Source organism: uncultured Tateyamaria sp., assembly GCF_947503385.1.
Taxonomy (GTDB): domain Bacteria; phylum Pseudomonadota; class Alphaproteobacteria; order Rhodobacterales; family Rhodobacteraceae; genus Tateyamaria.
In genome coordinates, this window is sequence record NZ_CANNDO010000001.1 from 446,189 (window position 1) to 468,078 (window position 21,890).

General features: G+C 62.5%; 22 protein-coding genes. 9 read left to right on the forward strand and 13 right to left on the reverse strand.

The features are described 5' to 3' along the window. Positions 1-12: 12 nt before the first annotated feature. Positions 13-462: a protoporphyrinogen oxidase HemJ gene (hemJ, locus tag Q1A85_RS02185; protein WP_299684590.1), complete on the reverse strand. Its 450-nt coding sequence runs from the start codon at positions 460-462 to the stop codon at positions 13-15. 403 nt (positions 463-865) lie between these two features. On the opposite strand from hemJ, the gene Q1A85_RS02190 reads away from it, so the two are divergent. From Q1A85_RS02190 to dnaQ, 4 genes are read left to right on the forward strand one after another with little or no spacing between them, the layout of a single operon-like run. Beyond that, complete coding sequence (locus Q1A85_RS02190; protein ID WP_299684592.1) at positions 866-1,465, forward strand: Maf family nucleotide pyrophosphatase; 600 nt, start codon at positions 866-868, stop codon at positions 1,463-1,465. A 12-nt stretch (positions 1,466-1,477) separates the two neighbouring features. Beyond that, positions 1,478-2,308, forward strand: a complete 831-nt coding sequence (locus Q1A85_RS02195; RefSeq protein WP_299684594.1) for a shikimate dehydrogenase — start codon at positions 1,478-1,480, stop codon at positions 2,306-2,308. Continuing rightward, positions 2,305-2,898: a dephospho-CoA kinase gene (coaE, locus tag Q1A85_RS02200; protein ID WP_299684596.1), complete on the forward strand. Its 594-nt coding sequence runs from the start codon at positions 2,305-2,307 to the stop codon at positions 2,896-2,898. Before Q1A85_RS02195 ends, coaE begins: the two co-directional genes overlap by 4 nt. After that, the gene (gene dnaQ / locus Q1A85_RS02205) at positions 2,891-3,574 is read left to right on the forward strand and encodes a DNA polymerase III subunit epsilon (RefSeq protein WP_299684598.1); all 684 of its coding nucleotides are present in this window, start codon (positions 2,891-2,893) and stop codon (positions 3,572-3,574) included. The genes coaE and dnaQ overlap by 8 nt, the downstream gene beginning before the upstream one ends. 47 nt (positions 3,575-3,621) lie before the next feature. On the opposite strand, the gene secB is transcribed toward dnaQ, so the two are convergent. Both secB and Q1A85_RS02215 read right to left on the reverse strand, forming a co-directional pair. Beyond that, on the reverse strand, positions 3,622-4,110 hold the full coding sequence (gene secB / locus Q1A85_RS02210) for a protein-export chaperone SecB (RefSeq protein WP_299684600.1): 489 nt from the start codon (positions 4,108-4,110) through the stop codon (positions 3,622-3,624). Between the two features lie 60 nt (positions 4,111-4,170). Continuing rightward, positions 4,171-4,650, reverse strand: a complete 480-nt coding sequence (locus Q1A85_RS02215; protein WP_299684602.1) for an FxsA family protein — start codon at positions 4,648-4,650, stop codon at positions 4,171-4,173. Between the two features lie 128 nt (positions 4,651-4,778). Between Q1A85_RS02215 and Q1A85_RS02220 the strand changes: the two genes are divergently transcribed. Genes Q1A85_RS02220 through Q1A85_RS02230 form a run of 3 tightly spaced genes read left to right on the forward strand, consistent with a single transcriptional unit; the run spans position 4,779 to position 7,062 of the window. Continuing rightward, positions 4,779-5,438, forward strand: coding sequence for a Tim44/TimA family putative adaptor protein (locus Q1A85_RS02220; protein ID WP_299684604.1), 660 nt, complete (start codon positions 4,779-4,781; stop codon positions 5,436-5,438). Positions 5,439-5,476: 38 nt separating this feature from the next. Further along, positions 5,477-6,469, forward strand: a complete 993-nt coding sequence (locus tag Q1A85_RS02225; RefSeq protein WP_299684606.1) for an MltA domain-containing protein — start codon at positions 5,477-5,479, stop codon at positions 6,467-6,469. After that, positions 6,466-7,062 (forward strand): Smr/MutS family protein, encoded by a 597-nt coding sequence (locus Q1A85_RS02230; protein ID WP_299684608.1) that lies wholly within the window; start codon positions 6,466-6,468, stop codon positions 7,060-7,062. The genes Q1A85_RS02225 and Q1A85_RS02230 overlap by 4 nt, the downstream gene beginning before the upstream one ends. On the opposite strand, the gene Q1A85_RS02235 is transcribed toward Q1A85_RS02230, so the two are convergent. Genes Q1A85_RS02235 through hslU form a run of 3 tightly spaced genes read right to left on the reverse strand, consistent with a single transcriptional unit; the run spans position 7,045 to position 10,753 of the window. Further along, positions 7,045-8,289 (reverse strand): MFS transporter, encoded by a 1,245-nt coding sequence (locus tag Q1A85_RS02235; RefSeq protein ID WP_299684610.1) that lies wholly within the window; start codon positions 8,287-8,289, stop codon positions 7,045-7,047. The genes Q1A85_RS02230 and Q1A85_RS02235 overlap by 18 nt on opposite strands. Further along, positions 8,289-9,389: an alpha/beta fold hydrolase gene (locus Q1A85_RS02240; protein ID WP_299684612.1), complete on the reverse strand. Its 1,101-nt coding sequence runs from the start codon at positions 9,387-9,389 to the stop codon at positions 8,289-8,291. Before Q1A85_RS02240 ends, Q1A85_RS02235 begins: the two co-directional genes overlap by 1 nt. A gap of 56 nt (positions 9,390-9,445) precedes the next feature. Beyond that, positions 9,446-10,753 (reverse strand): ATP-dependent protease ATPase subunit HslU, encoded by a 1,308-nt coding sequence (gene hslU / locus Q1A85_RS02245; RefSeq protein WP_299684614.1) that lies wholly within the window; start codon positions 10,751-10,753, stop codon positions 9,446-9,448. A 170-nt stretch (positions 10,754-10,923) separates the two neighbouring features. Here hslU and Q1A85_RS02250 point away from each other — a divergent pair, with 170 nt between their 5' ends. Continuing rightward, positions 10,924-11,310: a DM13 domain-containing protein gene (locus Q1A85_RS02250; protein ID WP_299684616.1), complete on the forward strand. Its 387-nt coding sequence runs from the start codon at positions 10,924-10,926 to the stop codon at positions 11,308-11,310. A gap of 62 nt (positions 11,311-11,372) precedes the next feature. On the opposite strand, the gene hslV is transcribed toward Q1A85_RS02250, so the two are convergent. Next, entirely contained in the window at positions 11,373-11,930 is a 558-nt protein-coding gene (gene hslV, locus Q1A85_RS02255; protein WP_299684617.1) for an ATP-dependent protease subunit HslV, read from the reverse strand. An 85-nt stretch (positions 11,931-12,015) separates the two neighbouring features. On the opposite strand from hslV, the gene Q1A85_RS02260 reads away from it, so the two are divergent. Next, the gene (locus Q1A85_RS02260) at positions 12,016-12,981 is read left to right on the forward strand and encodes a phosphotransferase (RefSeq protein WP_299684619.1); all 966 of its coding nucleotides are present in this window, start codon (positions 12,016-12,018) and stop codon (positions 12,979-12,981) included. 46 nt (positions 12,982-13,027) lie between these two features. On the opposite strand, the gene trxA is transcribed toward Q1A85_RS02260, so the two are convergent. The 6 genes from trxA to tsaE are packed head-to-tail and all read right to left on the reverse strand — an operon-like array spanning position 13,028 to position 21,875. Further along, the gene (gene trxA / locus Q1A85_RS02265) at positions 13,028-13,348 is read right to left on the reverse strand and encodes a thioredoxin (RefSeq protein ID WP_299684621.1); all 321 of its coding nucleotides are present in this window, start codon (positions 13,346-13,348) and stop codon (positions 13,028-13,030) included. A gap of 55 nt (positions 13,349-13,403) precedes the next feature. Beyond that, positions 13,404-16,751: a double-strand break repair helicase AddA gene (gene addA / locus Q1A85_RS02270; RefSeq protein WP_299684623.1), complete on the reverse strand. Its 3,348-nt coding sequence runs from the start codon at positions 16,749-16,751 to the stop codon at positions 13,404-13,406. Then, complete coding sequence (addB, locus tag Q1A85_RS02275; protein ID WP_299684625.1) at positions 16,748-19,717, reverse strand: double-strand break repair protein AddB; 2,970 nt, start codon at positions 19,715-19,717, stop codon at positions 16,748-16,750. Before addB ends, addA begins: the two co-directional genes overlap by 4 nt. Continuing rightward, positions 19,710-20,411: a nucleotidyltransferase family protein gene (locus Q1A85_RS02280; RefSeq protein ID WP_299684627.1), complete on the reverse strand. Its 702-nt coding sequence runs from the start codon at positions 20,409-20,411 to the stop codon at positions 19,710-19,712. Before Q1A85_RS02280 ends, addB begins: the two co-directional genes overlap by 8 nt. Next, positions 20,390-21,412, reverse strand: a complete 1,023-nt coding sequence (locus Q1A85_RS02285) for a phosphotransferase (protein WP_299686332.1) — start codon at positions 21,410-21,412, stop codon at positions 20,390-20,392. The genes Q1A85_RS02280 and Q1A85_RS02285 overlap by 22 nt, the downstream gene beginning before the upstream one ends. Beyond that, positions 21,405-21,875, reverse strand: coding sequence for a tRNA (adenosine(37)-N6)-threonylcarbamoyltransferase complex ATPase subunit type 1 TsaE (tsaE, locus tag Q1A85_RS02290; RefSeq protein ID WP_299684629.1), 471 nt, complete (start codon positions 21,873-21,875; stop codon positions 21,405-21,407). Before tsaE ends, Q1A85_RS02285 begins: the two co-directional genes overlap by 8 nt. Positions 21,876-21,890: the final 15 nt, after the last annotated feature.

Consider the following 21,890-nt stretch of genomic DNA (forward strand, 5'->3'; position numbering starts at 1 on the left):
GAGTCAACGGCTTCAGAATTTGACGACCACCGACAGGACGATCAACACCATCAAAAGCGTCGGCACCTCGTTCATCATCCGGTATTGTCGGCCCGACAAGATCGCGCCACCGGCGGCGAACACTTTGCGTTGCTTGGACAGCCACCCGTGAAAGCCGGACATGGCCAGAATCCCCACCAGCTTGGTCCAGGGCCACACGGCCCCCCAATCAATCACGCCGGGGATCAGAGCAAGGCAGAGGCCAAAGACCCACGTGGCGATCATCGCCGGGTTCATGATCACCTTGAGCAGCTTCAGTTCCATGGTTTGAAACAAAGCGTGTGTTTCACCGGTCAATCCAACCTGCTCACTGTGATAGACATAAAGCCGGGGCAGATAGAACAGGGCAGCCATCCATGCGATCACGGACATGATATGAAAAGCCTTGATCCACGGATACAGGTTGGCCAGCAGGTCAGTCATCTTGGTGCTCCCTTTCCGGGGGGACCTAATAATAAAATAAAGAAAAGAAAAAGGATGATGATTTTGTAGGGGGACGGATTTCTGGGGATTATCCAGTTTCGCCCACGGTTTTCCACGGTGGGGACAGGACACCGACGCTTGCGTATACCTTTCGTTAATAAATCGATTATCGTAATGAAAACAGTTTGTTACGGGGAAGGTCCTCGCAAAAATTCTGGGACGTTCTGTGGATAAACATGTATATCGTTTGTTATGCACACGCGTGCACTTATCCTTGCCCCGGGTGGATGAAACATTGGCAAATCACCGAGATTGAGGGGATGTCCCCCACTTGAACGCGGCGGCGACTTTGCCCAGACATCTGGCCACAGACCACTCGCAGCTTGCACACAAGGTTATCCCTATGGATGTCCCCATCATTCTGGCCTCCGGCTCGTCCATCCGCGCGACATTGCTGCGCAACGCAGGTGTTCCGTTCGAGGTTGAAAAACCCCGCGTGGACGAAGACGCGATCAAGGCATCGTTGCAGGCAGAGGGCGCCAGCCCCCGCGATATCGCCGATGTGCTGGCCGAAGCCAAGGCGCGCAAAGTTCACGACAAACGTCCCGATGCGATGGTGATCGGATGTGATCAGGTGTTGGTACTGGACAAGTCGCTGATGTCAAAACCAGAGACGCCGGCGGCTGCGATGGAACAATTGCGGGCGTTGCGCGGGCAGCAGCACAGCCTGCTGTCGGCGGCGGTGATCTATCATGACGGTCGGCCCATCTGGCGGCATGTGGGGCAGGTCCGGCTGCGGATGCGCGATTTTTCCGATGCGTATCTGGCGGAATATGTGGACCGGAACTGGACCGACATTCAGCATAGCGTGGGTGCCTACCAGCTTGAATCCGAAGGTGTGCGGCTGTTTCATTCCGTGCAGGGGGATTACTTTCACGTGCTGGGTATGCCACTTTTGGAGATATTGGCGTTTCTGACGCTCCGGGGCGTGATCAAAGGGTAACACGGCAAGACTATGACGATACGGATTCCGCTGGCTGGGGTTATCGGCTCTCCGATTGGGCACAGCAAATCACCGCAAATTCACAAACACTGGCTCAAGACGATGGGCTTGCCCGGTGACTATGTTCCGATGGAGGTTGAACTGTCGGACCTGCGGCAGGTGCTGGAAACGCTGCCAAAGGCGGGGTTTGTCGGCGTGAATGTCACCATCCCTCACAAGGAAGCGGTGTTGGAAATTGCGGACCTGATCACGGATCGGGCGACGTTGATCGGCGCGGCCAATACGCTGATCTTTCGCAAGGATGGCAAGATTCATGCCGATAACACGGACGGCTATGGGTTTATCGAAAACCTGAAGGCGGGCGCGCCGCACTGGACTCCCGCCGCTGGGCCCGCTGCGGTTCTGGGCGCGGGCGGCGCGGCGCGGGCGGTGGTGGCATCGCTGGCCGATGCGGGCGTGCCCGAGATTTTTCTGACCAACCGCACCCGTGTCCGCGCCGAAAAGCTGGCCGAAGATTTCGGGATGCGGATCACCGTTGTGGATTGGGTGCAGGCGGGCAATATCCTTGAGGATTCCAATCTTGTGGTGAATACGACATCACTGGGCATGATTGGAAAACAAGAGATGCGCGTGCCGCTGGATGGGTTGCGGGCGGGGACAACTGTGACCGATCTGGTCTATGCGCCCTTGCGCACACATCTGCTGGCCGAGGCCGAGGCAGCAGGATGCGTCACCGTCGACGGTTTGGGGATGTTGCTGCATCAGGCGGTGCCCGCATTCGAACGCTGGTTCGGCAAGCGCCCGGAGGTGGACAGCGCCACCCGCGCCGCGGCTTTGAGATGACATTCAAGCTGGGCCTGACCGGGTCCATTGGCATGGGCAAATCCACAACGGCGCAGATGTTTGCCGATGCGGGTTGTGCCGTTTGGGACGCCGATGCCGCCGTACACCGGCTGTACGCCAAAGGCGGTGCCGCGGTTGAGCCGATGCGTGACCTGCTGCCGGATGCGATTGTGGACGGAGCAGTATCGCGCGCCGTGCTGAAGGACGCGATTGGCAAACGGCCCGCGCTGCTGCAAGAGATCGAGGCGATTGTGCATCCGCTCGTCGCCGCTGACCGTGCGGAGTTTATCGAAACGGTGGACGCGGATATTCTGGTGTTCGACATCCCCCTGCTGTTCGAGACCGGCGGCGACGCGGCCATGGACGCGACGGTCTGTGTGTCGATCCCCACCGAAGAACAAGAGGCGCGCGTGATGGCGCGTGGCACTATGACCCGCGCACAGTTCGAAGCAATCCGGGCCAAGCAGATGCCCAACGCCGAAAAATGCGCCCACGCCGATTACGTGATCGTCACGGACACGCTTGAACACGCCCGCGCGCAGGTCCATTCTGTGATCTCTCAGATCAGGGGTGAACTAGGCGATGCGTGAGATTGTGCTGGACACGGAAACCACCGGTTTCGACCCCGAAGGCGGTGATCGTATCGTCGAGATCGGCGCGATCGAGTTGATTGGCCATGTGCCCACCAGCAAGCAGTTTCACGTCTATATCGACCCCAAGCGCGCGATGCCCCAAGAGGCGTTCGAAGTGCACGGGCTGGGTGATGATTTCCTGCGCGGCAAACCGGAATTCAAGGAGGTCGGCCAACCCTTCCTTGATTTCATCGGTGACGCGAAACTGGTGATCCACAACGCCGCCTTTGACATGAAATTCCTGAATGCCGAGCTGAAATGGATGGGTCTGCCGCAGATCCCGTATGACCGCGCCGTCGACACGCTTGAAATTGCGCGGCGTAGGTTTCCCGGCTCGCCCGCGTCACTGGACGCGCTGTGCCGTCGGTTTGGCATCGACAATTCAGCGCGGACGCTGCACGGCGCCCTGCTCGATAGTGAAATTCTGGCTGAAGTCTATCTGGAACTGATCGGTGGGCGGCAGCCGGACTTTGCCCTTGCCACGTCGACGGGCGGTGGTGCGGGCGCGTCGGATGATACCGCGTGGACCCCGCCGTCCCGTCCTCGCCCCTTGGGGCAACGCATTTCGGATGAGGAACGCGCCGCCCACGACGCCTTTGTCGAAAAACTGGGCGCGGACAGTCTCTGGAACTGAAAAAGCCCGGCGCGATGCACCGGGCTTGAACACAATATCACGTTGGATCAGGCGTCCAGCTTTTGGCCATCCTGTTTCCGGCGTGCGATTTCGTTGCGGTAGAGCGCGACAAAGTCGATGTTTTCGAGGTTCATCGGTGGGAAGCCACCGTCACGCGTGATGTCACTGACCACACGGCGCAGGAACGGGAAGATCATGCGCGGGCATTCGATGAGAAGGAAGGGATGCAGCTGATCTTCGGGGACGCCATCAATGAAGAACACGCCGACATAATCAATCTCGAGCACAAAGAGGACTGTTTCGCTCTCTTTGTCCTTTGATGTCACGTTCAGCTTGATCGACGCTTCGAACTGGTTGTCTGCGCCGCGCTTTTTCGCGTCGAGGTTCACCTGAACCTGAACATCGGGCTGCATGTCGGGCGAGCCGCCTTTTTGGGCCACGATATTTTCGAACGACATGTCCCGGATAAACTGGCCCAGCACGCGCATCTGCGGTTGTTTCGGCTGTTCAGCGGCTTTTTCTTCTTCTTCGGCCATTGTGGCGCTCTCCTGCAAGCAATCGGATTTGCGCCGTGGTAACAGCTTGGGCGGTGGGCCTCAATGCTTGGTCCAGCCGGACGGGCCGCCGATGTCCTTCTGATTTTCGGGAACTTCGGAATATTCGCCGTCAATGATATCGGATTGGCCGTGCGGCGGACGATTGGCTGCGCCATGTACGCTGAAACTTGCAACCTTCACCTTGGTCCGGGCCCATCTGAACATTGCGAGCCGGACGGCGGGCACCAGCAGGGCAAAACCCACCGCGTCGGTGAAAAATCCGGGCGTGAGCAGCAAGGCACCAGAGAACAGGATCATCGCGCCATGGGCCAAAGCCTCACTTGGGTCTTTCAACTGATTGAACGAATTTTGCACCTGTCGCAGCGCCTGAAGCCCCTGTTGCCGCACCAGATAGGTGCCCAACACCGCTGTGATCACAACAATCAGCAAGGTCCAGCCGAGGCCAATTGCCCCACCAATTTGGATAAACAGTGCGATCTCAATGAGCGGCACAGCAAGAAAAGCAACAAACAGCCACATATGCGACATCCTTTCGGCCTGACCCAGCGCGGGCCGCGGTGGACTTGGCCCACCCCCTCACCTACATAAGGACCCTGACAGGCAATCGCCACCCGCGCGCCGCACGCGCATATCGTATTGAGGTTTGAATGAACTCTCCGCTGATCCAGCTATTGGTCCTTGCCGGCATTGCCGTTTTTCTGATCCTGCGTCTGAAAAACGTGCTTGGCACCCGTGACGGATTTGAACAGCCCCCGTTGCCGCGTCAGGACAGCGGCCCCAGCCCGCGCCCCGATCTCGAAGTGATCGAAGGCGGTCCCGACCTCGACATCACGGATCACGTGGACGAAGGAAGCGACGCCGCCGAAGCGCTGGCCGGGATGAAGCGACTTGAGCCGTCATTCCACGTGGCTGATTTCCTTCAGGGTGCGCGCGGTGCCTACGAGATGATCGTCATGGGGTACGAAAACGGCGAACTGTCGGATATTCAGCCCATTCTGGCCGAGGACATCTATGAAAGTTTCGTGGATGGCGTGGCCGCCCGCGAAGATCAGGGCCTGACCATCGAGGCAGAGTTTATCGGCGTGCGCGAGATGAAGTTGGTGAACGCCACGCTCGACGAAGACACGAACGAGGCCGAAATCACGATCCGTTTCGTGGCTGAACTGACATCTGCCGTCCGCGACAATGGCGGCGACATCATCGAAGGCAGCCTCACGGAAGTGAAACGCCAAAAGGACACGTGGTCCTTTGCGCGCATCATGGGGGCGGACGACCCGAATTGGTTGTTGGTGTCCACAGACGCGTAATCCATGTCGCTGCGGCGCTTTTGGCTTGGGCCTGTGCGATGACCGCGCAGGCCGAAGGCGATTTGCGCTACACCGTCATGGACTTTGCCAGTCTCGACGGTTGGGCAGAGGATGATCACGCCGCCGCCCTGACCACTTTTCGCGACACCTGCCGTGACATGGATGATCCCGATTGGCGCAATCTATGTGCCTTGGCCGGTGACATTCCCGATGCGCGCGCCTTCTTTGAATTGTTCTTTCGCCCGGTTCTGATCGAAGACGGTCAGCCAGCGCTGTTTACCGGCTATTTCGAACCTGAATTGGATGGCAGCCTGCGCCGGTCCACCCGCTACCGCTTTCCGGTCTACAAGATGCCGCCCGAGGCCAAGAAAATCCGCCCGTGGCTGACCCGGCGGGCGATCCTCGAAGGGGATGCGATGGACGGGCGCGGCCTTGAGATTGCGTGGGTCGACGATTCGGTTGAATTGTTTTTCCTACAGGTGCAGGGATCGGGCCGCATCCGTCTGTCCGGCGGTCGGACGATCCGCGTGGGCTATGGCGGGTTCAACGGGCATCCCTATCGGTCTATTGGGCAGGAACTGGTACGGCGCGGCACCTACCAGTCCCATCAGGTCAGCGCGCAGGTCATCAAGAACTGGGTAAACCGCAACCCGGATGCGGGGCGCGAACTGCTATATCATAACCCGTCTTACGTCTTTTTTCGCGAGGTGAGCGAAGTGCCTGCGGACAAGGGCCCGCTGGGCGCGATGAACCGGTCGATCACCACCATGCGGACGGTAGCGGTTGACCCTGCCTTTGTCCCGCTGGGCGCGCCGGTCTGGGTCGAAAAGGACGGCAAGGACCCGCTGCGCCGGTTGATGATCGCACAGGACACCGGCTCTGCTATCAAGGGCGCGCAACGGGCGGATGTGTTTTTTGGCACCGGCGACAAGGCGGGCCGACGGGCGGGGCGGCTGCGTGATCCGGGGCGGATGATGGTGTTGATGCCGATCCAGCGCGCCTATGCCCTGCTGCCCGAAGGTGCGTCATGACCCGTCGTCGCCGCGTGCGGCCCGACGAGGAAGCGCTGTGGCGCAAAGTGGCCGACCAGACGGAGCGGTTGCACGCACATAAACCGCTCAGCCCCGAGGATTTCGTGGAAACGCCACCCCCGGCGACGCCACGCACGCCGATGACGTTCGAAGCGATCCGGGTGCCCCAGATCACACCACGGCCCGAGCCCGCCACACGGATCGACATGGCCCCGGCGGTTGCGGATCAGGTGCACGGCAGCACGGTGCAGATGGACAAGAAATCCTTTGCCCAGATGAAGCGCGGCAAGCTGCGCCCCGAAGCCAAGCTGGACCTGCACGGTATGACGCTGGACCGCGCGCACCCCGCGCTGACGCGGTTCATCCTGTCGGCACACGCACAGGGCAAACGGCTGGTGCTGGTGGTCACGGGCAAGGGCAAGGACCGTGACGAAGGTGGGCCGATTCCCGTCCGGCTGGGTGTGTTGCGTCATCAGGTGCCGCAGTGGTTGTCGGTCCCGCCCCTGTCCACGGCTGTGTTGCAGGTAAGTGCTGCGCACAATCGCCACGGCGGCGGCGGCGCCTACTACGTCTATCTACGCAAGCGTCGGTAGCGCGCTCCGGGACCGCGAAATCCCGATCCACATCATCACGGATGTAAAGATGAAAAAGGCTGCGACGCCGATATACTGCGTCTCCAGCCCCACGCCCGCGTCGATCAGAACACCGGTCAGCCCCGGCCCGATGGCCGAGCCAAGGACCATGACCGCCGCCGCCATCGCTTTGATCGACCCGATGTGTTGCGTACCGTAAAATTCGGCCCAAAAGGCATTGGGCAAGGTGCTGTTGGCCCCTGTCGTCAGCGCGAGAAAGGCAAGGCCAAGCCCCGCCACCCAGAACCCGTCCGCCACGGCAAAAGTGACAAAGGCCGCAACCAGCGGCAACTGGAACCACGGCATCAGCCGCGCGGTGCCCAGACGGTCCAGTGCGATGCCAGACAGGAACATCGCGCCGATGGACACCACCGTGTAGATCGGGAACAGGGACACAAGGGCGATATGGCTCAACCCTTTGATCCCGGCGAAATGCACCTGCTGAAAAAAGAATGCGGTGTTGAACGCGGATGGCCCCAGCAGCGCAGGCACCATGAACCAAAAAAGCGGGTGGCGCATCGCCTGCCCCCGCGTCCAGTGTTGCCCGCCCATCCCGAGGGACTGGTTTTCCTGCGCCATGGATTGCGGCGTGCGTTCCTGCCGGAGCAGCGACATCAGGATCGGGATACCCCCCAAGGCTAGCCCCGCGGCAACCACCCACAAGACGCGCCAATCAAGGATGGTGAGCAACGCCACAAAGGTGATCGGCAGCACCGCCTCTCCGACAGAAAACCCGAGCGTTGCAATCGACAGGGCGCGGCCCCGTGTGGCGACGAACCAGCGGCTCATTGCAACAACGGCGATATGGCTGGTCATCCCCTGCCCGGTCAGCCGCAGGGCAAAGATGATCGCGGGCAGCAGAACGGCATAGGGGTTCACGGCCATGGCAAGGCAGGACAGCGCCAGCAGCGCCAGAACGATCACACCCAAACTGCGGGCACGCCAACGATCCGTCAGCCCGCCGGCCCAGATCATCACCGCTGCGGATGCCATCGTGCCGGTGGCATAGATCATGCCCCACGCGCCGTGCGACAGGTCAAACGCGCCCTGCACTTCGGCCGCAAAAAGCGAAATGAAAAAGGTCTGTCCAAAGGATGACAGCAAGGTCAGCAACGCGCCCGCCGAAAGCCAACGCGCGTTTTGCCTGAGGAACGGACCCCAAGGCTCAATGACGCGGCGCGTTGTCACTAGCGGCTGCGGCGCGACGGAGCGGTAAGCTCGATCTCGGTTGCGCGGGTCAGGATACGACGCTGGCCCGGAATGACGAGGGTCGCGCCCGTGCGCCCGCGCACAAATTCGCGGTCCAGATCGGCGCTGCGTTTCAGGATCTGGATCAACGCGGGCGACCCTGCGGCGATAAAGTGGTTGCCGGATTGTCGGTCCGAAAAGGCGGAGACATCCAGAACCGTGACCGGCAGATCACCGATATCTTCGGCGTCGTTTATATTGCCCAATTGCGAGCGTTCCCCCCGCAACCGCGCGGACAAGCGCAGCACGATATCCTTACGCGACACGACAACGACAAAGGGGTCCGGCACCGTCTGGAACCGGGCAATCTGGGTGCGGAACAGGTCGACGTTCAGGTCAGGCGACATCAGGATCACACCGCTGAGCGACCGTTCCGCCCAACCGGGTTCCGCGATTTCCAGTTGGCGCAGGGTTTCCATCACCAAATAGCTGCCCATGGAATGCGCAACGAGAAGGATATCGGGATTGCCTGCCGCCTCTACCGCGCGCAGCAAATCGGCCAGACCGTCGCGCGCAAACAGCGCGCTGTCCTGATCGTATTCGTAGCCCAACGGGTTGGCGCGGCTGGGCCAGGAATAGCTGACCAGCGCGCCGGGGACCTCAAGGTCATGGCCCAGCTGCGCCATACGAAAGGCCGAATCGGCAAAGCTGTTGTTGAAGCCGTGCACAAACACAGTGACCTCGCGCCGCCCGGTCGAGGATCGGGTGATTTCTTGGCTGAGCGCTGCGGCAAAAGACTGTGGATTGCGGTGCTGATCCAGCGACGCAAGGGCAAAATCGCGCTCCGGTTTCGGCTTGTCGAACCCGTCCGACACGGTGCCGACCTCACGTTCGGGCGGGATCGACACCTGACTTTGCAACAGGGTCAGTGACGGGCTACGGCCAATGCCAAATTCACCGGCATCGTTCATGGCGCGGGTTGTGCCGATGAACACGGTGCGGTTGATGCCGACGTTCAGCGCTTCGGGCACGACGGGGGCTGCGGTTCTGTCGCTGCACCCAATCAGCAGGATCATCGTTAACAGCGAAAGCCAGCGCATGTCGGTTGTCCCAGTACATTACTGAACTGAGGCGTACGCCAATTGTCTGCGCGAGGCTAGAGCACGTAGCGGCTCACATCCGCCGATTTGACCAATTCTCCCAGATGCATGTCCACAAAGGCGGCATCGACCGTGATCTCTTCGCCGCCGCGGTCGGGGGCGGTGAACGACAGTTCCTCGAACACACGTTCGAGCACGGTGTACAGACGGCGCGCGCCGATATTCTCGACGCTTTGGTTCACCTCGGCGGCGATGCGGGCGAGCGCCTGAATGCCATCGGGGTCAAAGGTCACGGTGACCGCCTCGGTTGCCATGAGGGCGGTGTACTGCCGGGTCAGCGCATTGTCCGTCTCGGTCAGGATACGGACAAAGTCCTCTTCGGTCAGGGCGCGCAGTTCAACCCGGATCGGCAGCCGGCCCTGCAATTCGGGCAACAGGTCCGACGGTTTTGCGATATGGAACGCACCAGACGCAATGAACAGGATGTGGTCGGTTTTGACTGCGCCGTGTTTGGTGCTGACGGTTGTCCCTTCGATCAGGGGCAGCAGATCGCGCTGCACCCCCTCGCGACTGACATCCGCGCCGCGCGCATCCGACCGGGCACAGACCTTGTCGATTTCGTCCAGAAAGACGATGCCGTTTTCCTGCACCGCCTCAAGCGCGGCCTTGGTCACAGTTTCATCGTCCAACAGTTTGTCCGCCTCTTCGCCGATCAGCACCTCATAGCTTTGGGCGACGGTCAGCTTTTTCTTAACAGTGCGCCCGCCCATGGCTTTGCCCAGCAGATCACCGATATTCATCATGCCCATGTTGCCGCCGGGCTGGCCGGGGATGTCCATCATGGGGAACGGGCTGGAGGTGTCGGTCACCTCCAGTTCGATGATTGTGTCGTCCAGCTCTCCGCTTTTGAGCTTCTTGCGGAACATCTCGCGCGTGGCGTCGCGGGCGTCGGTGCCTGCGATAGCCTCGATCACGCGGTTCTCGGCGGCGGCGTGGGCGTTCGCCTTGACGTCTTCGCGCATATGCTCGCGGGTGTCGATGATAGCCGCGTCCACCAGATCGCGGATGATCTGTTCCACATCGCGGCCAACATAGCCCACTTCGGTAAACTTGGTCGCCTCGACCTTGAGGAACGGCGCGCGGGCCAGTTTGGCAAGGCGGCGGCTGATCTCGGTCTTGCCCACGCCGGTGGGGCCAATCATCAGGATATTCTTGGGATAGACCTCGTCCCGCAAATCATCGCCCAGCTGCTTGCGCCGCCAACGGTTGCGCAGGGCCACAGCCACGGCGCGCTTGGCGTCTTTCTGTCCAATGATGAACCGGTCAAGCTCGGATACAATCTCGCGGGGGGTCAGATCAGTCACTGGCAGCTTCGCTTTTGTTACAATGTGCCGCTGATACCTAGGCAAATTCGCAGCAAACGCAACCTGAGCGCCGGATTTCGCGCGCAAACCATCACGTGCGCGAGAGGTCGGGTTCTTTTGTCGCACCTCTGGCGTACCTTGGCCCCGTCACACGCAACGGAGATTCCCCGATGACCAACCGCCGCTCATTCCTGATCGCCTCGTCCGCCTTGCTGGCGTCCACCGCCCTGCCCGCCTTTGCCGGTGGCCATGGCCGCATCGGGGAATTCACCGGGGCCAGCAACCACGTCACCAAAGGCCGCGCCGAGGTGGTGACCAAGGGCGGCATGAGCGAGGTGATCCTGCTGGATGACTTCTGGTTCGATGGTGCGCCCGATCCCAAGGTTGCGCTGGGCCGCGATGGTTATGACCCCGCAACGCTCATGGGCAAATTGTCCAAGAACGCGGGCAAGCAAAGCTATGCCGTGCCCGCAGGCATTGATGCCGCGCAATACAACGAGGTCTGGATCTGGTGCGAAAAGTTCAACGTGCCGCTGGGCGTGGCCAAGCTGAACTGAACCGTCTCTAACACGCGACATTTCAGGCCACCCTGTTGCCGGGGCGGTCTTTTCCATTGCCGTCAGGCGCTGATCGTTTCGACGGTCAGGTTTCCGTTGGTGTAAACGCAGATGTCGGCGGCGATGGCCATGGCATCGCGCGCGACCGCCTCGGCATCGCGGTTGCTGTCCATCATCCCGCGCGCGGCCGCCAGCGCGTAGTTGCCGCCCGAACCAATCGCCGCCACGTCATGTTCCGGTTCCAGCACGTCGCCCGCGCCGGTGATGACGAACATATCGGCACCGTCCGTGACAATCAGCATAGCCTCCAGCTTTTGCAGGTATTTGTCGGTACGCCAGTCCTTGGCCAGCTCCACGCTGGCGCGGGCCAGTTGGCCGGGCGTCGCTTCCAGCTTGGTCTCCAGCCGTTCCAACAAGGTGAACGCATCCGCTGTGGACCCGGCAAACCCCGCCACGACGTCATGCCCACCGGGTGACAGGCGGCGCACCTTGCGGGCCGTGCCCTTGATCACGGTCTGACCCAGCGACACCTGCCCGTCGCCCGCGATGACGACTGTGCCGCCTTTTTTGACGCCGATGATCGTGGTGCCGTGCCATCCGGGAAAGTCTGTGTTTGCCATGTCCGCCTCATATTCTGATCTTCGCCTATATGCGCCTTTGCGCGGGCGGCTTCAATCCGAGGGCGGGATGTGGTCAGGTGCCGTCATGGGCATCGGGCGAGATCCACGGGTAAAGCAGGCGCTGGCGGCATGGGCCGACATTGCGCCATCGCTTGATCTTGATCCGGTTGCGTTTCGGTCCAAGCTGATCTGGCAAAAGGATGAACCGACGCGCAGCCACGTTGTTTTGCGACTGACCGGACCGCGCCGGTTGATCCTCAAGATGGTGATCCGTGCCCCCGCAGCCGATCCGCTGGATGCCGCCGTGTCCGCGTTGCGCGACGCGCATCAGCGCCTTGGTGATCAACCCAAGGCCCATGCGCCCGAAGTGTTGTTTGCCAGTGACAGTGTGGTGTTGATGACCGAGGCCAAAGGCAAAACGTTGGAGGATCATCTGACCACAGGTCGCGCGCCTGCCCCGCTGTTGCGCCGCGCTGGCGCGTGGCTTGCCGCCTTTCACGGGACGGGGCCGGTGGAACACCGGACCTATCAGCCACGCTTTATGCTGGAACATGTGGGCAGAATGGCGCAGGCCGTCCGCGCGGGCGACCTAGACGTGGCGGAGCCTGATCTGTTCCTCGGCTGTTGTGCCGCCCTGCCCACGCGCGCGGTCGAGGGTGCGCAGACCATCTCGGCGGCCAAGCACGGCGATTTCAACATCCGCAATCTGTTGCTGGGGCCCGACGGTGAAACCGGTCTGGATTTCAAACCACTGTCGACTGCCCCAGTGGGTTTTGACATTGCAAGGCTGCTGATGGATTACGCCGAGTTGCATCAGCCGGGCGACGCTGTGCCCGCCGGTGCGGTACTGTCACCTGCCACCTGTGCTGCGTTTTTTGAGGGGTACACGCTGGTCGGTCAGGATGATCCGGCGGTGCAGTTCCTGCCGCATGTGCAATTGCTGAATGACTGGCGATTGATCCCGGCGCAGCCATCGCGCCGCAGTTGGCGGCAGGCGGCGCGGATGGACGCGATTGCCGCCTTGGCCCGAAACGTCTTGGCCCAAACGTAAAAAAGGCCCCGCGACGGGGGCCTTTTCATCACCATCGGTTAGCGGCTCAGATCGACTCTTCGATCCAGCTTTGCAAGGTGGATTTGGGTGCAGCACCAGCCCTGTTCGACACGACTTCGCCGTCTTTGAAGATGAACAGCGCGGGAATGCCGCGCACCCCCATCTGGGCAGGTGCGTTCGGGTTCGAATCTACGTCGACCTTTACGATCTTGACCTTGCCTTCCATCTCGTCGGACAGCTCTTCGAGCATTGGACCAATCTGTTTGCAGGGTCCGCACCATTCTGCCCAGAAATCGACGACGACCGGCAGATTGGACTGCCTCACTTCGCTGTCGAACGTGTCGTCTGTAACGGCCATCGTTGCCATGTCTATGTCTCCAGAAAGGGGCATCAAGCGTTGGACTGGCAAGGTAAGAACCCCACTAGCTGGCGTCAAGATATGGCGTGTCTCTCAACGTCTGTGTCACGATATCGTGCGGCAGAGGCATCAACGTGGCCGTATGGGTCCACAGGATCGCACAGGTGATCCGCCGGTCCGGGTAAATCTGAGCTATCGCATGGACATAGGCGCCCATCTGGCGCAACAGACCGTCCGGCACGTGTACCGGTCCAGACGGAACCACGCGGTTGGACTTGAAATCAATGATCTCGATACTGTCCGGGCCGACAATCAGCCGGTCGATCGTGCCGCGCAAAACGTGATCCCCCAGTTGCGCGACAAACGGCACCTCTGCCAGCGTTTCGGGATGAAATACCGGGCCAAGGTCGGGGGTGTTGAGGACGGTCAATGCCTCTGCCCGCGCGTCCGCAACCTCCGTTTCGGGCAAAACGGTGCCCGCGCAGATCCGGTCCGCGACTGCGACCTGCGCAGCTTGGGACACGCGCGGCAATTCTTCGAGCAGGGCGTGAACGAGAGTGCCATAGGCCGTTGCCGTCTCTGCGTCGCGGCCATCGCCGGGCAAAGCCTTTGCCCCGCCAAGGTCGGATGGCGACAGCGGTTCGAGTGCTTTGACCGGTGCGGGCGCTGGCCGGGCAAAGAGGTCGGGCAGCGTCACAGGTGCGGCGGATTGATCGTGCCTTTGCGGGGCTTTGACCTCTGGCCATGTGCCATGCGACAGGCGCAATCCCTGCCCCATCGGCGTCTCCAGCGTCACCGCGCCGCCTGACTGCATCCCGGTTTCGACCCGTTGCCACCAGTCGCCTCCGGCCTTGCTCAATTCACCGGATGCGGCCACGATCAACCACTTTTCCGCCCGTGTTAGAGCCACATATAGCAGCCGCAGCGCCTCTGCCTCCTGTGCGGTGCGCATCGCATCCAGCCGGTTGCGCATCGCTTCGGGCCGTTGTCCGTCCGGCATCCGCCACACAGGTGTTGCGCCGATCTGGATCAGCGGGTCGTTGATACGCACCGTGCGCTTTCCACATTCGGGCAGGATCACGATTGGCGCTTCCAGACCTTTGGCGCCATGCACCGTCATCACCCGGATTTGGTTAGAGGCACTGTCGATCTGACGCTTGATCTCAAGATCGTCCGTTTCCATCCATGTCAGGAATCCGGTCAGGCTGGGGATCGACGCGCGTTCATAGGCCAGCGCCTGTGACAAAAGCGCGTCGATGCCATCCTCTGCCTCGGTGCCCAGTCGCGCCAGAAGGTTTTGCCGACCCCGGTGCCGGGTCAGCATCCGTTCGATCAGGTCGTATGGTCGCAAAAAGTCGATCTGCGACCGCATATCCTGAAGCACGGCAACGGTGTCGGTATGGGCCGCATCCGTCCGCAACGCCTGCCAGAGAAATTCTGTGTCGCGGTGATGCGCGAGCGTAAACAGCGCTTGCTCCGTCCAGCCAAACAGCGGCGACCGCAGCGCGGTGGCCAGCGACAGACTGTCTTCTGGCGTGGCGAGAAACGACAACAGCGCCCCCAGATCGCGCACGGCTAGTTCCGCGCCAACCTTGAGCCGGTCCGCCCCGGCGATGGGCAGCTCAAGCTCTTTGCAGGCGCGGATCAGATCGCCAAAAATGCCGCCACGCCGCTGGACAAGGATCAGGAAATCGCGCGGCTCTACTGCGCGCACCATGTCTCCGTCCGGGATCGGCGTCCGGTCATCCAGCATCCGCTTGATCTCGCGGGCGATGCTGTGTGCCAGCACCTTCTTTTCGTTCTCGGGGCCGCGCCGGTCCACGGGATCATACCAATCCCGCTCCGTCTCTGATTCTGGTTTTGGCACCACTGGCCAAAGATCGACACGGCCGGGCATGTCCGTGTGAAAGGCGATGTGCCTGCCATCAGCGGGAAACCCGGCGTCCGCGTCCTGTTCGAACACCATGTCCACCAGACGCAGGATCGCAGGGGACGACCGGAACGAATAGTCCAGCGTCAGCGGATGCAGTTTTTGACCCGAATCCGCTAGTTTAGAGCCGAATTCATCCTGCATCCGGTCAAATTCCTCGGGGTCCGCACCCTGAAAGGAATAGATCGACTGCTTTTTATCGCCCACAACGAAAATCGTCCGCTCGACCCCGTCACGTGCGCCGGTGCCGCTGGAAAATTCTTCGGCCAGTTTGCGGATCACGTCCCATTGCGTCGGGCTGGTGTCCTGCGCCTCGTCCACAAGGATGTGGTCGATCCCACCGTCAAGCCGATACAGCACCCAGGCGGCCACGTTGGGATCCGACAAAAGCTGGCGCGCCTTGAGGATCAGGTCGTCAAAGTCGAGCCACGCGCGCGATTGCTTAGCGTCGGCATAAGCATCGGCAAACCGCGCGGCAAAGCGGTGCAACTCAAAAGCGTGCTGCGCTGCGACCAAGGCCAGATGCGCCTCGCGTGCGTCCGCAATGCGCTGCATCAGCGCGTCAAGATCCGGCATCAGATGTGCGGCGATAACTTGCGTTGCCTTGGTCGGAAAGCTGCCGGTTTTTGCCTGACCCGCCTTTTGGCCGGAGCCAAAGGTGAACACCGGTGCCAGCGCGGGGATCGCGCCGATGTCCAGTGCTGTGATCATGGCGAGCCGCTGTGCTGCCTTTTGGTCGGCTGCCGATCCGGCGGCAAGCAGGGGGATCAGGCCCTGTATCAATGCCGCATCCCCCGGGCCAAAGGTTTCGGCCACCAGCGTGTCGGGCGTCATGTCGGCAGGCAGGCCAAAGACCTGCATCGCCTCGCCCAAGGTTTTCAGACCAAACTGACCTGTGTTAGAGACGATTTGCCCCGTGATCTTGACGATTTCATCCCCGCTGTAAATCTGCGCAAAGGATGTGAGCAGCGCTGCATCCGGCCCCTCGGCCATTTGGTCCAGCAACTCGCCCCGCAGCAATTCAGCGGCACGATCTTCGATCTCGGTGAACTGTGGGCTTACGCCAGCCTCAAGCGGAAAACGGCGCAGCAACGCCGCGCAGAACGAGTGGATGGTCTGGATTTTCAGCCCGCCCGGCGTTTCAATCGCGCGGGCGAACAGGGTGCGGGCGCGGCGCAGGTCGTCGTCTGCCGTCGCGCCTGTGTATCCCAAAGCCTGCAAGGCCGCGCGCAGGGCATCGTCGTCCAGCATCGCCCATTCGCCAAGCCGTTTGAACAGACGGTTCTGCATCTCTGAGGCGGCGGCTTTGGTATATGTCAGACACAGGATGTGCTGCGGCTGAACCCCGCCCAGCAACAGCCGGGCCACCCTGTCGGTCAATACCCGCGTCTTGCCGGACCCGGCATTGGCAGACAGCCATGTTGAGTGTTTGGGTTCTGCCGCGTCATGCTGGCGGCGGCTCGCCTCGTCCAGCGGTGTCATGTCAGGACCTGCGGAATAGGATCGTCCGTGACGTCCCATTCGCCAAATCGTGCCAGTTGATCAAAGTCCCGCGTTTCCCGATCCTCATACAGGGCGCGACGTGATGTGTAGCCCTTATAAGGCTCTAAATACGCGGAAAGCAGGCTGACAAGATCGGCCAGCACCTTTGTTGGCGGCTCTTCGTCCAGCGGTACGTCAGCGGTTTTCTGACCGCTCAGCCCAATGAACTGTGCGGCGACAACGGGCCGCGGGCCAAGCGTGGCAAAGCCGCCCGCCTCGACCATCGCCGCCTCAATCAGCAATTGTTTGTCGAAAAAGCGCTGTTGCACAGCGCTGGGTGGCAGACTGCTTTTGTAGTCGTAAAGGATGGCGTTGCCGCCCGGATCAAGGTCGATCCGATCCGCGCGCCCTTCGATTGTTGTGGCGATGGCGGGCAGTTCCAGTCGACCTATGGCGTCTTTTTCCATCGCGACGGGGGTGCCGCGCGATTGGCGCAGCCCTTCGGTATCGGTGATCCATTGGGCCGCACGGGCAATGCGGGCGTGCCACAGGGTGCGGGCAGCGGGCCATGGTACGGCACTGGCCAGAACCTCTTGCGCGTGTCGCATCAGCACGTCGGCGCGTCGGGCATCGGGTGCGTCCACCGTTTCACGCACAAACCGCTCCATCACGTCATGCAGCAGAATGCCCCGCAGCAGCGCGTCTGCCGAAGGCACCAGCGGGCGCAGGGGCCGCAGGCGCAGACTGTGCTTTGCATAGATCGCGTAGGGGTCGCGGATCAGCGTCTGGATTTCTGTGACGGTCAGGCGGCGCGGTCGCGCGGCAACCGGCGGGCACGGGGCGGGGCGGGGTGCCTTGGGAATGCCGGGTGCCGCGTCCAGCACGCGCGCATGAGCCAGCCATGCAGCACCCCGGGTCTGCATATCCTGCCAACAGGTGGCACCGATGCCTTGCGGCAAGCCCGTCATCAGATTGCGCAGCCGGTTGATCCAGCGTGAAGGCACAGTTTCGGCATCATCCGAGCGGATAGCGCGCGTCAGCCACACGTCGGGCGCGGCGACCGCCTGCTGAAAATCGTGCGCCGACAGGCCCACCCGCCGTTCCGGCAACAAAAGGCCCGCATCCGCCCGCATCTTGCGGTTCAACCACGGGTCGGGCGGCGGCGCTTCGGGCCATGTGCCGTCGTTCAGCCCGGCAAGGATCACGAGGTCAGCGCCCTGCACCCGCGCCTCCAAAGTGCCCCAGATCATGATGCTGGGATGCGGTGCATCCGGGTTGCGCACCTCGCCACCGGCCAGCAGCCCTGACACCAATGCGCCGTAATCGCGCGCTGACAGGACCCCACCATGTTCCGCCTGCGCGGCAAGGTCCTGCATCATGGCAAGTGCCGCTTCGCCCGCGTCCTTTTGCCAAAGCTCCGACGCTCCGTCCGGGGTTGGGCCATCGGCGAGCGCCTCTGCCAGCGACAGGTGGCGGGCGACCCAGTCGGTCAGGGGGCGCGCAAGGTCGTCATGGGCTGTGTCGAGGGTCGTGGCCAACCATGTGGCCCATGCCTCCATCGCGGCGCCGTCACGGGGCGCTGCGCGGGCCGCGCACGCGATGAGCAACGGGCCAGTCGGGTAGGGCAGCCCATCCCTGCGCATCCGCAGTTCGAGCCGCTGCGCGTTGATCTGGTGATCAGGCCGCCCACCGGCCGAATGGGTGAGCGGATGTTTGAGCAGGGTGATCAGCGTTTCGGCATCCAGCGGTCGCTGCATCAGGTCGGCCACGTGGCGCAGGAACCGACCCGGCGGCGACAGGTGCAGGGGCACGCCTGCACTGTCATCCGGACGAATGCCCCAGCGGTCCAGCGCCGCCGTAACCTGCCGGGTCAGCATCCGGTCGGGGGTAACAAGGGCGGCGCGCTCGCCGTCCTCTGCTGCTTGGCGCAGACGCAGGGCGATGGCCGTTGCCTCGGCGCGGGACGTTTCCGCTTCGATCAGGGTGACGGCTTGTGTGGCGTCGGGCAATTGCGTCTCTAACGCGGGGCCTTCTGCGCGCCAGGCGTCGGTGATCGGCGCAGGCCGCAGCGCCAGCGACACGAGCCGGTTGCGTGCGGGGGCGGGGGCGGCAATGCCCGACCACGCGGCGATGTCGGCGCGACTTACGCCCATGGCGTGCATCATCTGAGCAAAGCGGAACTGCGGGTGATCCTCGTCCCGTGACAAATCGGGATCGGTGATGCTGCGCGTGAGCCGCGCCCAGACGTCATCCGGGCTGTCAAAGTCGAACCCCGGCAGGATCAGCGCGCCCTGCGGCAGCCGCGCCACCGCCTCCATCAGCAATTGCGTGGTGCCCCGCGATCCGGTCGAACCGGCGATCAGGATCGGATCGCGCGGCGCGTCATTGGCCCAATGCGCGGCAAGTCGCAGGACCGTGGCGCGTTGGCGCGCCTCGGGGTCGGGGGCATCGCTGGTCGCGTTGATGTAATCCTGTGCGATGCCAAAGAACTTCTGTGCGCGTGCCCAATGACCCGATTGGTCTGACACGTCCAGCCCCATGATCCGGTCAGCGCTCACGCCTTCGCCCTGCATTTCGTCCATCAGTTGGGCAAGGCTGCGCGCAAGGTCAAAGCTGGCACTGCTGGTGTTCAGGTCGCGCTCTTGTTCGATCAACTTGGCCACCAGCGGCTCCAGTTCCAGCAGACGGCGCAGGGCGGGGGTGGCCGGGGCCAGAGGTGCGTCCGGCAACAGCGTATCAAGCTGCGTCAGCAACCCGATGCGCGGCAGCAGGCGCGGCGGTCCCGCCTCGAACAGATCGCGCAGGCGACGGGCCATGCGCTGTGTGTTCACAAGGATCGTGACGCGTGCCATGGCATCGGGGGACGTACCCACCATCCGCGCGGTCAGCCCATCCAGCAGGGCGCGGGGGAAATCGACGCCGGGGGCACAACCGAACAGGCGGGGCTGATCGCTGGGCTCAAACATTGTGATCCGCCAGCATGGCCTCGGCGGCGGCGATGCCGTCGGGGTGGCCGACATCGCACCACAGGCCGGGATAGGAAACGCCGTGCAGACGCCCGGTGTCAGCCATCGCATTCCACACGACGTTGAGGGAAAACGCAGCCTCGGCCACGTCGTGCAACCTGTCGGTCTTGAGGATATGCGCCCCGGCATAGACCGGCCCGCTGCCGCGCACGATCTGCCCGTCGTCCTGTAGGGCAAAGTCACCAGTGCCGTTATAGCCGCGCGTTTGATCAACCGGCACACAGAGCAGCAGCGCATCCATCCGGGCGGGGTCCCATGCGTCCAGCAATAACCTCAGCGGGTTGGGTCCGGCCCACACCGCGTCGCTGTTCAGGGTCATCACCGTGTCACCGCCAAGCAGCGGCAGGGCGTGGCGCAGCCCGCCGCCGGTTTCGAGGATGTCTGGCACTTCGCGGATCGTCTGCACATTGCGCCCCGCCAGATGCGCTTCGATCATCTCCGGGCGGTAGTGGGTGTTGGCGACGATGCGGGTGACGCCCGCGTCGTCGGCCAGCGCAAGGGCGTGGTCGATCAGCGGACGGCCTGCGACCTCGATCAGTGGCTTTGGCCGGTCCTTTGTCAGAGCGCCCATACGGGTGCCGAACCCGGCGGCAAAAAGCATGAGGGGCAGGGTCACAGCGTCACGCTCCCGCATTTGTCCTTGAGGCTGGCAAGGACAGCAGGGTCCGGGGCAGGGAGGTGGTCTGTGATCAGCGGCGCGACGGTCGCCAAGGCGGGATGCGCCAGCGCGGTTATTAGGTGCCCCCAGACGCGCGGTATCAGATCCACGTAATGCGGTTTGCCATAGGCCATGGACAGCCGGGCAAAGACACCAAGGATGCGCATGTTGCGCTGCATCCCCAAGCAGGCAAAGGCGGCGCCAAAGGCATCCGCATCCGCGCCGGTCGTCGTCACATAGCGTCGGACCATCGCGACAGCGAGGGCAGGGGGCACATCCCGGCGGGCGTCCTGCAAGATCGACATGAGGTCATAGGCGCGATGCCCGCGCATGGCGTCCTGATAGTCCAGCAACCCAACCCGCGCGACGCCGGTCCGGTCCGGCAGCCACAGCAGGTTTTCCGCGTGGTAGTCCCGTTGGATCAGCACATCCAGCGCCGGATCAAGCGGGGCCAGAACCGCATGGCAGGCGCTGTCAAATGCCGCCTTGGCACCGGGGTCAGGCGTGCCGGTGGCGCCGGGCAAGTACCAGTCAAATGCCAGCGCGGCGAGCGGTGTCGCCGTGGCGGCGTCATAGGGCGGCAGGCTGGGGGGCGGCGCAGTGTGCAGATGGACCAGCAGGTCCACCGCTGCCTCGTATAACGGCTGTTCCAGCGCCGGTTTCGCCTGCACAACCTTGGCAAACAGATCGTCACCAAGGTCTTCGAGCAGGAGAAAGCCGTGGTCGTCATCCTCTGCCAGAACCTGCGGCGCGGACAGACCCAGATCGCGCAGCGCATGGGTGATCCGGACAAAGGGGCGGACGCTTTCGCCCTTGGCTGGGGGCGCATCCATCAGCACGGCAGTGCCGCCATCCGCATCACGCAGCCGATCATAGCGCCGGTTGGACGCGTCGCCTGCGATGTTCACCCGGTGCGCAGCGCCCCATCCCGTCGCGGCAAGGAAGGCCGCCGCCAGATCGGCGCGCGTATCAGACATCATTCAATCCCACCTGCACCCGGTCTGCCCAATCGCCCGCCTGCCATTCCATCGTCACCTTGCGCCCATCACCGGCATCCGCAAAGCGGAGCAACAGCGCCTGCGCGGGCGGCGTGCCCAGACGGTCGGGCCATTCCACGAGGCAGATCGCCGTTTCAAAGGCTTCGGTCAAGCCCAGCTCTTCGATCTCGCTGCTGTCGCTGAGCCGATACAGATCGGTGTGCCACAGCGTGCCGCGCGTCGTGTCGTAGACTTGCACCAGCGTGAATGTGGGCGATGGCACGTCTTCGGGTTCGCTCAGGATGGATTGGATCAGCGCGCGGGCAAAATGCGTCTTGCCCGCGCCCACGGGACCGTCCAGCAAAAGCGTGTCGCCGGGCCGCAAGATGTGTCCAAATGCGACGCCCAAAGCGGCTGTCGCATCGGCATCCGGAAGGTCGAGTTCGAAGGGAGAGGACAGCATGGGGCCACCCTATCG